Origin of the sequence: Heliophilum fasciatum, assembly GCF_004341395.1 — a bacterium.
Classification (GTDB): Bacteria; Bacillota; Desulfitobacteriia; order Heliobacteriales; family Heliobacteriaceae; genus Heliophilum; species Heliophilum fasciatum.
In genome coordinates this window covers 15,528-27,993 of the sequence record NZ_SLXT01000020.1, presented here as the reverse complement: position 1 = coordinate 27,993, position 12,466 = coordinate 15,528, and the positions used below count along the sequence as shown (strand labels likewise).

The 12,466-nt window shown below is 56.8% G+C and carries 11 protein-coding genes; all 11 read right to left on the bottom strand.

Features of this window, described 5'->3' with window-relative positions:
* Positions 1-26: 26 nt before the first annotated feature.
* The 11 genes from EDD73_RS10650 to ilvB all read right to left on the bottom strand — a co-directional run bounded on the left by EDD73_RS10650 (position 27) and on the right by ilvB (position 12,450).
* A complete protein-coding gene (locus EDD73_RS10650; protein WP_131919780.1) occupies positions 27-881 on the bottom strand; it encodes a hypothetical protein in 855 nt (284 codons plus the stop codon).
* Positions 871-1,539, bottom strand: coding sequence for a hypothetical protein (locus tag EDD73_RS10645; RefSeq protein ID WP_131919779.1), 669 nt, complete (start codon positions 1,537-1,539; stop codon positions 871-873). The genes EDD73_RS10650 and EDD73_RS10645 overlap by 11 nt, the downstream gene beginning before the upstream one ends.
* A 75-nt stretch (positions 1,540-1,614) precedes the next feature.
* Entirely contained in the window at positions 1,615-2,121 is a 507-nt protein-coding gene (locus tag EDD73_RS10640) for an NADH-quinone oxidoreductase subunit B family protein (RefSeq protein WP_243116886.1), read from the bottom strand.
* Positions 2,122-2,132: 11 nt separating this feature from the next.
* A complete protein-coding gene (locus EDD73_RS10635) occupies positions 2,133-3,704 on the bottom strand; it encodes a hydrogenase large subunit (protein ID WP_131919778.1) in 1,572 nt (523 codons plus the stop codon).
* Positions 3,701-5,173, bottom strand: coding sequence for a proton-conducting transporter transmembrane domain-containing protein (locus EDD73_RS10630; RefSeq protein WP_243116888.1), 1,473 nt, complete (start codon positions 5,171-5,173; stop codon positions 3,701-3,703). Before EDD73_RS10630 ends, EDD73_RS10635 begins: the two co-directional genes overlap by 4 nt.
* Before the next feature lie 10 nt (positions 5,174-5,183).
* Positions 5,184-5,825 carry a hypothetical protein gene (locus EDD73_RS10625; RefSeq protein ID WP_131919776.1) on the bottom strand — a complete coding sequence of 214 codons (642 nt, stop codon included), beginning with the start codon at positions 5,823-5,825 and terminating at the stop codon, positions 5,184-5,186.
* 11 nt (positions 5,826-5,836) lie between these two features.
* Positions 5,837-6,763: a respiratory chain complex I subunit 1 family protein gene (locus tag EDD73_RS10620; protein WP_243116885.1), complete on the bottom strand. Its 927-nt coding sequence runs from the start codon at positions 6,761-6,763 to the stop codon at positions 5,837-5,839.
* 5 nt (positions 6,764-6,768) lie between these two features.
* Entirely contained in the window at positions 6,769-8,826 is a 2,058-nt protein-coding gene (locus EDD73_RS10615; RefSeq protein ID WP_165876462.1) for a proton-conducting transporter transmembrane domain-containing protein, read from the bottom strand.
* Positions 8,827-9,033: 207 nt separating this feature from the next.
* Positions 9,034-10,206 (bottom strand): isopentenyl-diphosphate delta-isomerase, encoded by a 1,173-nt coding sequence (locus EDD73_RS10610; protein ID WP_131919773.1) that lies wholly within the window; start codon positions 10,204-10,206, stop codon positions 9,034-9,036.
* Between the two features lie 52 nt (positions 10,207-10,258).
* Positions 10,259-10,756 (bottom strand): acetolactate synthase small subunit, encoded by a 498-nt coding sequence (ilvN, locus tag EDD73_RS10605; RefSeq protein WP_131919772.1) that lies wholly within the window; start codon positions 10,754-10,756, stop codon positions 10,259-10,261.
* Positions 10,756-12,450: a biosynthetic-type acetolactate synthase large subunit gene (gene ilvB, locus EDD73_RS10600; protein ID WP_131919771.1), complete on the bottom strand. Its 1,695-nt coding sequence runs from the start codon at positions 12,448-12,450 to the stop codon at positions 10,756-10,758. Before ilvB ends, ilvN begins: the two co-directional genes overlap by 1 nt.
* Positions 12,451-12,466 lie beyond the last annotated feature (16 nt).

Below are 12,466 nucleotides of genomic sequence, written 5' to 3'. Positions count from 1 at the left end.
TGTTTCGTCAAGGAAAGAGGTACCAGTTACGAGTCCAGTGCCCTGCCTAAAGCTCCCCCCAAGGCATCCATCCTTTTCTCTGCCTGGGCCAATTCGCCGGGCACTGCTGGCGGCACCCATAGGTCAAGCATGCGCGGGCACAAATGTTGCTGTGACGCTTGACGATGCCAAAACACCAGCGGCCGTTCCGGTGCCGGCAGGGCCAGTGCCCATCGCTCGGCAAAACGGCTGTTGGCGGCCACGCGCACGTGATTAAGGGCCACCCCGATGGCCGGACGACGATCCGGCTCACCGTTAGACCAAAGCGGTGTTGTTTGTTGATGGATGCGCACAATGGCCGCCGGGCCTTTTTCTGCCCAGGCTTGTAACCGGAGTTGGTCAATTTTTGTGGCATCTTCCACGACGACTTCATAGCCAACACGTTGCACCGCCTGCGTCAGCGGCTCAAGCGTCTCCCATTGGACCTTGTCGCTTATTTCGGTGATCAAGACAACCGTGCCGCGCCCTCCATCGTCAGGAAAACGTAGCTGGCAAGCCGGCCCCCATCGGCTCACCAAATCATCTTCTGCCCATCGGTCCGCCGGGGACGCCGATTTCACCTGGATAGCTTGTTCCGAGACTTCCGTGACCTGCCAATATCGACCTTGCTCATCCAGCAGCCCTTCCCCGGGTTGCCAAGGCCGAAAGGTGATCGCCAAGGAGCCGCCGCGCTCATCAATCACCCTGCGTTGCACTTCCCAGGGCGCCGCTTCGGCAATCCGGTGCCACGGCCCATAGCGAAAGCTGATCCAAGCCAGTCCGGCTATCGCTGCAAAGAGCAACGGCAGGAGAATCAGCGCGCCCAGACAGCGCCTTCCGATGATCCTGCGCTCAGCGTTCATCATCACGAGCACCTTCGAACGAATGCTGCTTGTTGCTTGCTTCTGCTTTTTTTCCGAGCCAGTTGGCTAATGGGCGATCGAGCCAGTCACCCAGGTAGGACAAGGGCAAGGAAAAAAAAGACGCTAAGACCACGCGATCAAAGGCCAGTCCGCTTCCCCACGTTATATTGCGCCACCCTACAGTCAGGGCGAGCCAACTACCGCTGACGACTTCCGCCACCACCGTTCCCCACAAAAGCGCGATCAACACGGCGCGCCCATCGCGCAAAATCGCCGTCGCCACCAGTGCGCTCAGCAGCGCCAGCGCGCCATGGCCGTTGAGGTAAAACCCTTCCGGTTCCAGCCCCACCCAAAAACGAGCAACCCAACCGAAAAAAGCAACCAAAGCTACCGCCACAGCAAAACGCCACTGACTCAATGGCTGCTGCCGCCACAAAATCATGCCAAAGATCAACGGTAGCAACGTGCTGGCCAGATAAATACCGTTGTCACTGGCATTCATCTCATCAAACAAAGCCATCAACCACCACAGCGCCGTCGCCGCCACCAGCGCCGGATAGGTGATGCCGAGCCGTTGCGCTACGCCGCGCCACAAGCCAAACAACCAAAAGATCAACATCACCAGTAACACCATTGAACCCAACGGATAGCGCGCCATGCGCACCCCTCCACCAACAAATTCACTCCCCATAGATTGCCCGCTGACGGCCATTACAAACGCAAAAGCGCCCTCCTACTTGAGGAGAGCGCGTAACGCCGCAATGATCATCGCCGGACTGGGCGGACAACCAGGAATTTTCAAGTGAACAGGTACATGATCTTCGGCTCCGGTACCACAAGCGTAGGCACCGGAAAAAGGTCCGGCGCCGCAAGCACAATCACCGACAGCGACAACCACCTTCGGATCCGGCGTCGCTTCGTATGTCATCGTCAAGGCTTCCTGCAAGTGCCGGGTCACCGAACCGGTAACCAGCAGCAAATCAGCATGACGCGGTGAAGCCACAAAATCTAACCCATAGCGCTGAATATCATAGACCGGATTCAACAGCGCACTGAGTTCCCAGTCACAGCCATTACAGGAGCCACAATCCACATGGCGCATATGTACCGATGTACCACACCAACCATCGGGTAACGGACGCACCAGCACCGCTTCACCGGCATGCCCATCGGTTTGGGCTGCTGCAATGGGAGGCGATGGCGGCGTCTTGGCAAGATGGTGCCACAATAAACGAAACACCGCAGTCCCCCCTAGCGATCGCTACAAGCGTAGCAAAGTTCGAAGCTTTTATTGATCAGCGGAAAGTCAGGCACCATATTGCCTGGCACAGCCGCCACCACCACGGGCCAGTTGGCATAGGACCCCGTACGGACCCGGTAACGGCTCACCAAGCCTTGTGCGTCAATCTCCAACCAGTGAACCGTTTCCCCTCGCGGCGATTCCGCTACGCCCCAGCCCCGTCCCGCCGGGTATTCGTCGATCACCGCCGCCCAGTCGCCAGGCTTCATTGTCGTTGTCGTTGTCGTCGCCATCGCCAGCAATGCCGCTCGGGCCTGCTCAATCAGGGATAAACTTTGTTCGATTTCTTCAATGCGCACTTTTAATCGCGCCGCCACATCCCCTTCCTGATGTACCGGCACCTGCCAACGCAGCTCGTGATAGGCCGCATGGGGATGATCACGGCGGCAATCACGGTCAATCCCGGAAGCTCGCGCCGCGACACCGACAGCCCCCAGTCGCCAAGCCGTCGCCCGGTCCACGATTCCCGTGTGATCCAAACGATCCATAAACGATGCATGCCCCAACAGCGTATCGGCCAACATGGCTGCATCACGCCGTACTTCCCGGAGCACTTTGTCGATCCCTTCAGCGGCTAGGGGTCGGCGCAGCCCACCGGGAACCAAGATCCCCCGCAAAAACCTCGATCCGGTCAGCGCGTCGTTGAGTTGTTGCAGTTGCTCTTTGATCCGTGTGCCCGCCATCGTCCCCAGCGCTACCGCTGTGCCGGCACAGATATTGCCCAGATCGCCGATATGATTATACAGCCGCTCCAGTTCACAGAGCAGCACCCGCCCGTATCGCGCTGCCGGCGGCACTTCCACTTTCGCAATCGCTTCCACGGCCTGACAAAAAGCCAAGCTATTCGTCAGCGAGCAAACGCCGCAAAGCCGCTCCGCTGCCGCTAACACCGTCATCACCGGCTTGCCTTCACACCATTTTTCGATGCCGCGATGGGTATAAAACAAATTGGCTTCCAGAGCTTGAATCTGCTCGCCAACGGCAGTGAAACGAAAATGACCAGGCTCAATGATCCCGGCATGAATCGGCCCTACCGGGATCTGCATCGCTTCTTCACCAGGCGGACGAAAGGAAAAGCGCCGTGGAGCGGTGGCCGCCACCTCACTCGGTGCATCCTGACGGAGCGGATGATACCCATGGGGCCAGTTACCGTGCAACACCAGCCGGCGCGGATCGGGATGACCGACCGGCACCACCCCCAGCAAATCGCGCGCTTCTCGCTCATGCCAGTTGGCTGCCGGTACTGCCGGTGTCCACGAAGGATACTCGGCCGCCTGTCCATCCACAGCCATTTCCAGGGCCAAAAAAGCCGGCTTGTCGATCAAGGAAAACAAGTAGGTCAAACGATAAACACCGCTTTTTGCCCGCTCATCAACGGCCACCATCATCGTCAGCGGTAACCCCAACTGCCCATGAACCACTTGGGCTACTTCCGGCCCTTGTTCCGGCAGCACGGTACCCCATAAGTTCCCCTGCCGATCGCTCTTTAGAGATACCCAGGCACTCAACACCTTACGAATCATCGCCCTGCTCCTCCTAACACTGCCGCTGCTTGCAACAAACCTTCACGAACTACTTCAGGTAGCATGATGCCCATCATCAACACCAGCGCCAGCGGCAACAAGGCAATCCATTCGAGGGGGCTACCGGAGGTTGCCTGCACCATCGCCGCGGAGCGCTGCCACTTTAACGACGGCATCCCCAGGACCATCTTTCCCACATGGTAAACCATACCGGTAAAAGCCAATAGCAACGGCGCCAACAAGGCCATTCCTGTCCACCCCTTCGGCGCTCCTAATCCGGCCGCCACGACAGTCAGCTCACTCATAAACAACCCAAAGGGTGGCGCCCCGGCTAACGCCAAGATTCCCGCCAGCAGCGCCGCACCTAACCAGGGCGTCCGCGCAAGAGCCCCGCGAATCCGGGCAATCTTACGGGTCTTATATTGCTGCTCCAAGCGACCGACGATCAGAAACAAAGCGGCCTTCGTCAAAGCATGGTTAAACAAGTGCCACGTTGCCCCAAAAAGCGCCAAGGGTGAGCCTATCCCTACGGCCGCGACAATCAAGCCCACATGCTCCACACTGGAATAAGCCAACAAGCGCTTGATATCATGCTGCAACAGCACAAAAGGCACAGCGATCACCATGGAAAAGATCCCGAACCCCAGCAAAAGATGAGAGGCAAAATCACCAGGCACGGCCCGCACAACGAGCACATGAAAACGAAACACCCCGACGAGGGCACAATTGATCAGCACGGCCGATAACAAAGCACTGATCGGCGACGGCGCTTGGCTGTACGCATCGGGCATCCAGTTATGCATCGGTGCAAAACCCGCTTTGGTGCCAAAGCCAATCACCACAAAGATAAAAGCCAACTTGACCAATTCCGGATCGAACCGCCCCGCCGCCGGTAACAATTCCGACCAATTCAGCGTCATCAGGCCCGATTGCATGGCCGCAAAATAAAGCAAAATCAAGCCCAGAAGTGCCAACGCGATCCCTACAGAGCAAAGCAAAATATATTTCCAGGCCGCTTCAATGGAAGCTTCCCGTCCATAAAAACCAACGAGCAGTGCCGAAACGAGCGTCGTCGCTTCGATGGCGACCCACAGCAAACCCAGGTTATTGACCATCGCCGCTGCCAGCATCGTCAGCAAAAAAAGATGCATCCAAAGATAATAGCGACCCAATTTGGCTGTATCGATAATCCCCGCCTGCCGTTCCCTTTCCATATAAGCAAGGGAAAAGCAAGCCGCGCAAAAACCAACCAAAACAATAATCATCAATAATAGCGCCGACAATGCATCGACATAAAGATGACCGCCCCAGCGCACTTGCGGCCCCTCGCGGAGGACCTGCGCAATCAAAGGCATCGCCGCTATCGGTAAGAGTAAGCCCCCCAGTGCATTGATCCGATGCTTCCATGCCGGCGACGGAACGAATAGGCACAAGCAGGCCGTTACCGCCGGGATCGCCAAGAACCACATCTCCACGAGCTTACCCCCTCAATTGATTCAGTCGATCCGTATCAGTGGAAGCAAAGACCACTTTCATCTGATGGGTCAAACCGCCCATGATCACCGCGCTTACAAGCACATCAAAGAAAATTCCCAGTTCGACGATAAAAGGCATACCAAAGGTCGATGCCATGGCTAACATAAACAGTCCGTTTTCCATCGTCATCAACCCAACCACCTGCAGCAAGGCCTTGCGATGAGTGATCATCGTCAAGATCCCCAGCAAAATCACACTGAGCGATACCGGTAACAGCCCGCTCATCACCGCCGGTACCGGGAGCCGAATCGAGCCCACTGCAAAATAAACCATGACCACCAGCGCTACCGCTCCCACCGTGGCCACCACCGGCGATAAGACCGGCTGCATTTCCAAGACCCGCTCCGACCTGCGCAGGGCCCAGAAAAAAGCCATCGGCATGGCCACCACTTTAATCAAAAACAGCAGTAAAGCTACACCATACATATGATGGACGCCGGCCACGACGGCCGTGATCAAGGCCACCAGCGTCAACAAAAGCGCTTGGATCGTCAAGTTCACTACGGCTCGGTCTAAGCGGCGATTCCCGACCAGCCAGATCGCTGCCAGCAACAACACGGTCCCCACGATCTCTACCAATTGCATCGGCTCACCTCCTACTGTACAAACCGCGCCAGCAACGCCAGCACCCCTAACATCAGCGATGCCCCCATCATCCGGGGCACACGAAAAATCCGCACCTTCGCAAAAAAAGACTCCACCAGCGCCAGGCCCACACCGACCAACGCCAAAAGCAAGCAAAACAAACCGGCAAACATCCATCCCTGTCCGAAGGGCACCATCACCTGCAGCCATACGTTAAGCAATAACCACTGCTTCATCCAGACCGCCAGTTGAATCAACGCCAGCGACGGGCCAGAGTATTCCAAGATCATTCCTTCATGGATCATCGTCAGTTCCAAATGCGTATCGGGATTATCGACGGGGACCCGGCCCGTTTCGGCGACAACGAGCACCGCCAGTGCCAAAAAGGCCAGCAAGTGACTGGCCGACCACCAATCCCAACCTGCTTGCCGCACCGTTTCGCCGATCGCCGTCAAGTTGGTCGTTCCGGCATCGATCATCAACACCAGTGCCGCCAAGATCAAGGCCGGTTCGGCCAGCGCCGCTACATACATCTCCCGGCTGCTGCCCATCCCGCCAAAAGAACTGCCGGCATCCAGACCGGCCAGGGCCAAGCAAAAACGGCCCATCGCCAGCAGATAAACAAATAAAAGCAATTCACCGATCGCAGCGCCGCTCATCGCCGGCAAAGCCGCCGCTACCAAGGGCGACGGCAGCAGCATGGCCGCCACCACCGTCGTCGTCAACAGCCCCACCGGTGCTGCTCGAAAGATCCACGACGTGTGCCCGGAAATGACCTCACCCTTACGGCTGTACTTGAACAGATCACGATAGGGCTGCCAAATCGACGGACCGTGCCGCCCCTGCATCTGTGCTTTCAGCCACTTGATCCAGCCCTGCAGCAACGGTGCCGCCACCAACGCCAGTACCGCCTGTAAGGCGCCCGTCCATAATTCCATGGTCATCACCTTCCAAACAGCAAAAGCAACAAAAGTGTTGCAAAAATATAACTGAGATAGATATGGACATTGCCCCCCTGCAACGGTCGCATCCGCTGCGCCAACCGTAACAACCCGTCAGCGAAGGGGCGGTAAAGATCGCGCTCCACAGCAAAACGTCCCACAAAACCAAGAGCCAGTCGTAGTGGCGTCGCAAAGGAAGTGGCATTATACTCCATCGTCGGCTCCAGCGGCAAACCGCAGTTCCACGTCTCCGCCACGACCGGTGCCCGCCCGCTCCGCTTACGCAGCAGCGTTAACACAGCGGCTACCAACAGCGCCACCACCATCAAAAGCCCAGCCACGGCATAAATCATCAGTTGGCTCCCCGCCGACGCCCCACCGCTTATCGGCAGATTCCCTGGCGCTGACCAGAAAATCAACCCTAACCCCTGGTCCATCAACACCAGTGGCGATGATGCGGTTGGCCCCAGCACCGCCTCCAGAGCCGGCAAGGTTAACCGCAACCCAGCGGACGGCAAGAGACCGAAAAACACACAAGCTCCCGCCAGCAACGCCATCGCTGCCCGCATCACCGCCGGCACTTCCCTGGCTTCCCGAGCACCTTGGGAGCGTGGCAACGCCAAAAAGACGGTACCGAAAGCCTTCACAAAACAAGCCGCCGCCAGCGCACCGACCAACCCCAGCAGCGCCGCCGCCAGCAACGCCAAGACCCCGCCGACTAAGGTCCAATTCAGCGATGAAAGTCCCCCGAGCATCGTCGCACCGCTGTTTACGCTGCCCCCAATCGCCATGCCCATATCGGCGTTCAACCCAAAGGCGCCCACGTAAAATAAACTCTGCAACGTCAGCCACTCGCTGGCAAAACCATTGACGAGAGGAATCCCGGCCACCGCCAGCGACCCGATAAAAAAGGCCGCCGCCGTCGCCGGCATCTGACGAATCAAGCCACCCAGATGATCCATGTTTTTTTCGTGAGACGCACGGTACACCGCACCGGATGACAAAAAAAGCAACGATTTAAATAACCCGTGATTCAATCCGTGAAATAACGCTGCCGACAGCGCCAGCGACGTCACCTCAGCCAACCCGGCTTCGCGCGCGACTAACGCTGCCCCCAGCGCCATCACGATGATCCCCACATTCTCCACCGTACTGAAAGCCAGCATCCGCTTGAGATCCTTTTCCACCAGCGCATAGTAAACACCGGCCAGCGCCGATAAGGTACCTACGCCCAACACCAGCAGCGCCAAGGCCATCGGCAACGCTTCTGCCCAGCCAAAAAACACCCGGATCAACATATAAAGAGCCGCTTTGACCATCAGCCCGGACATGACGGCCGAGACATGGGCCGATGCCACCGGATGAGCCCGAGGTAACCAGATATGTACCGGTACTAAGCCAGCCTTCGTCCCCAACCCCAGCAACGCCGCCAGAAGCAGCAGCAGTTGCACTTCCGGCACTTGGCCTTGCAGCGCTTCCGCCAGCGAAGCGAAATGACCATCACCGGCTTGCACCGTCAAATACAGCAAGAATAACACCACAAAGCCGCCGGCCAGATGGGTCATGGCTAGATAAACAAAACCGGCATGGCGCACCGGTGACTCTTCATGACGGCTCAACACCAGTCCTGTTGATACCAAGGACATACTCTCCCAAGCCAGCAAAAAAAGGATCGCCTGATCGGCCAATACCACCAGATCAATCGCCACAAAAAACAGATTTAACAGTGCCGTTTGCCACAGCGGCTTGGCCTCGCCGGCGGCAAAGGAACTGCCAAATAACGCTACCGGCATGGCCACACCGTGAAAAAGCAAAATAAAAAAAGCGGCCAGCCCATCCATCCGCAGCGTTATCATGCCAAAGGGCGCCATCGACCACAAATCAAGGGACCACGCTGTTCCCGACCAGAGCACAAGGAGTGCCGCCACGAACCCAGAAAGACCGGCCATCATCAGTAAGGCGTGACCGAGTCTTATGGCCATCATCCGGCGAGTCAGCGTCGATAAACTACCAAGCAAAAACAAAAAGAATGCAGTCATCATCAGCGTTTGGCTGCTCATCATCGCTTCCTCCCTCTTTTGCTGAATTCCAGAATCCACCGCAGCTTACATACCCACTTATTTTACACCTATCCAAAATTTCAACCAAGACACTGTAATCCCCAAAGGATGCCCTATCATCGCCTGCTATCCCTTCCGGGACCATCAGCGGAAAATAAATAAGCAGGACGAGCCTTTTCGGGCAAACATCCTGCTATCATCGAAAAATTAATTCATCCCACGCTGGCTCAACCAAGCTTGGGTCGCGCCGGTAAGCACATAAGGACAGCGTTGTAACGAAGCGATATCACCACTGCCAACCATCGTCATGGCCGTAGCGCAGCCTCGCTGCAGACGATCCAGGTAATCAAGCGCTGCCTGCTCACCCGATTCATGCCAATCACCCTGCGGTGTCAGTAAGTACCGCAGCACTTCACCGGCCACAGCGACCAGCGAAGCGCCCATCACCAGCGCTTTGGCCACTTCGAAGCCGCCGCGTACACCGCCGCTGGCGATGACGTGAACATCATCACCAGGCGCCGGCAGGTGCTCCTGCTGGCCAACAGCGGTAGAAGAACGGGCTTCCCGGCGAAAGCGCCGCACCGCATAGAGCACTTCCGCCAGCGATACCGCCGTCGGCAATCCCCAGGCCATGAGTGCTGCTTGATCAGCCGGCAATAAGCTGGGTGTTTGAGCATCTTGTGCCGTCTGCACCGCCGGCACTTGGCGCCGCTGCTGCTCAATCGCCACAAAGTTGGTACCACCGGCACCACCGGTATCAATGTACCGTACACCGGCATCGAGCAAGCGGGCAGTAACTTCCGCCGAGATCCCACAGCCCACTTCCTTGACGATCACCGGCACCGGCGATGCTTTGACGATGGCGGCAATATTGTCTAACCAACGGTGAAAATCACGATCACCTTCGGTCATGTTCAGTTCTTGGGCCACATTCACATGGACTTGCAAGCCATCGGCCTCAATCGCCTCAATGGCCCGCAACGCATCGGCTACAGCCACATTGGGGTTGACATTGGCAATCAGCACACCATCGGGATTTGCTTGCCGCGCTACGCGATAAGTCGGCCACAGCGAAGCGTCACGAATCGCTGCCGCTTGCGAACCAACTGCTAAGGCGACTCCCGCTTGGCGAGCCACACGCCCCAAGGCGGCATTGATGCCCGTCACCTGGGCTGTCCCGCCCGTGATGGCATTGATCAACAGCGGCAACCGTAATCGTTTGCCTAAAAAAGCGCATCCCAGATCGATCGCGTTCATATCCACGCCCGACAGCGCCTGAGGAACTAACCGTACATCTTCAAAACCATTCGTTTGCGGCCCGTCGGCTAAGGCCAGGGCATGGCGAATATGATCCAGTTTGCGTTGCTGCCGTTGTTCCACCCCGGGTCCCCCTTGTGTTTATTCGCAGCTTCAACGCCGCGACAGCAATGATTTACTCGTCGTCTTTGGCGGCTCCCGGACGGCGAGCCAGGGCAATCTTACCGGTCCGTACCATCTCGACGATGCCATAGTCCTGAAGAACTTCACAGAGCGCGTCAATCTTCGATTCTTCACCGGTCAACTCAATCACCATCGTCTCCCGGTTCACATCGACGATCTTCGCCCGGAAAATCTCGACAATATCGACGATATGGGAGCGAGTCTCGGCCCGCGCCTTGACTTTGATCAAGGCCATATCCCGCTCAATCGATGGTTCCTGGGTCAAGTCAATGATTTTAATGACATCGACCAGCTTCGACAACTGGTTGACCACCTGATTCAAATCGCGATCGTCACCTTCCACCACGATGGTGATCCGTGTCATGTCAGGCTCTTCCGTATGACCGGCCGAGATACTCTCAATATTAAAAGCGCGCCGGGCAATCAGACCGGCTACATGAACCAATACGCCAGGATGATTTTCTACTAACACTGCCAGAGTATGCCGCATCAGCCTACGCCTCCTTCAATCATCTGATCCAAAGATGCTCCGGCAGGCACCATGGGCAACACATTTTCTTCTGCACAAACATGAATATCCATCACAACCGGTCCATTGATCGCCAGCGCCTGCGTAATCACTTCCGTCAGTTCTCCCGGCGTCGTTGCCCGGAGGCCCGTTGCCCCAAAAGCTTCGGCAATCTTCACATAGTCCGAAGCGCCTACGCCAAAGCTCGAATGAGAGTAGCGCTGGTTAAAGAACATGCGTTGCCACTGTTGAACCATACCCAGGGCATTGTTGTTGAGAATGGCCACTTTGATCGGCAATTGATGCTCGACGATCGTCGCCAGTTCCTGAATGTTCATCATGATCGAGCCGTCACCGGAAATTAAGGTTACCAGTTCGTCAGGAAAAGCCAGTTGGGCGCCGATGGCCGCCGGCAAGCCAAAGCCCATCGTACCTAACCCGCCCGACGTCAATAAGGTCCGGGGCCGTGAAAAACGATGATACTGGGCTGTCCACATCTGGTGCTGTCCCACATCGGTAACGACCAGACCGCGTCCTTCTGACAGGCGATTCAACTCTTGAATCACCAACTGCGGCTTAATCACCGTCTCACTGGCTTGATAGGTCAGCGGCGAATCGGTCTGCCACTGAACGACTTGATTAAGCCAGGCTGTATGTTTCTCGACCACAAAATCATAACGGGCCAGGGACTGCTGCAACGTCGGCAGGCTCCAGGCCAGATCACCGATTACGCGCAGATGGGTCCGCACGTTTTTGTCAATTTCGGCCGGATCGATATCCAGGTGGGCAATTCGCGCATTAGGCGCAAAATGGGTAATCTTGCCGGTCACACGATCATCAAAGCGTGCGCCCACACCGATAAGCAAATCACAATTCATGACGGCCAAGTTCGCCGCTACGGTCCCGTGCATGCCGACCATACCGAGGTGGAGGCGATGATCCGTCGGCATGGCCCCAAGCGCCATCAACGAACTGATCACCGGAATTTCATAGGTTTCAGCCAACCGCACCAGATCCGCTGATGCCCCGGCAGAGATGACACCACCACCAATAAACAACAGCGGTTTGCTTGCCTTACTCAGTGCTTCCGCCAATGCATCCACTTGTTCCGCCTGGCCGGCGAACAGCGGTTTATAACCGCGCAGCTTCACTTCCTCCGGATAGACAAAGTCAATGGTGGCGGTAAAGATATCCTTGGGAATATCGACGACGACCGGACCGGGGCGGCCGGTGCGCGCAATGTAGAAAGCTTCTTTTAAGATCCGCGGCAAATCGGCGGGGTTTTTCACCAGGTAGTTATGCTTGGTAATCGGCGCGGTTATCCCCGTAATGTCCGCTTCCTGAAAAGAGTCCTTACCGATGACCGGCATCACCACCTGTCCGGTAATACAAACCATGGGAACGGAGTCCATGTTAGCCGTCGCAATCCCTGTGATCAAGTTCGTCGCCCCGGGGCCGCTGGTGGCAAAGCAAACGCCGACCTTGCCGGTTGCCCGGGCATAACCGTCAGCCCCATGGGCTGCCCCCTGCTCATGGCGGGTCAGCACATGGCGAATGGAAGAGTCATAGAGAGCATCATAGAGAGGCAGTACAACCCCACCGGGATACCCAAAGATCAGTTCAACGCCTTCTTTTTCTAAACAAGCAACAACCGCTTGTGCACCTGTCATCTTCATTCCAAAAAACCCTTTC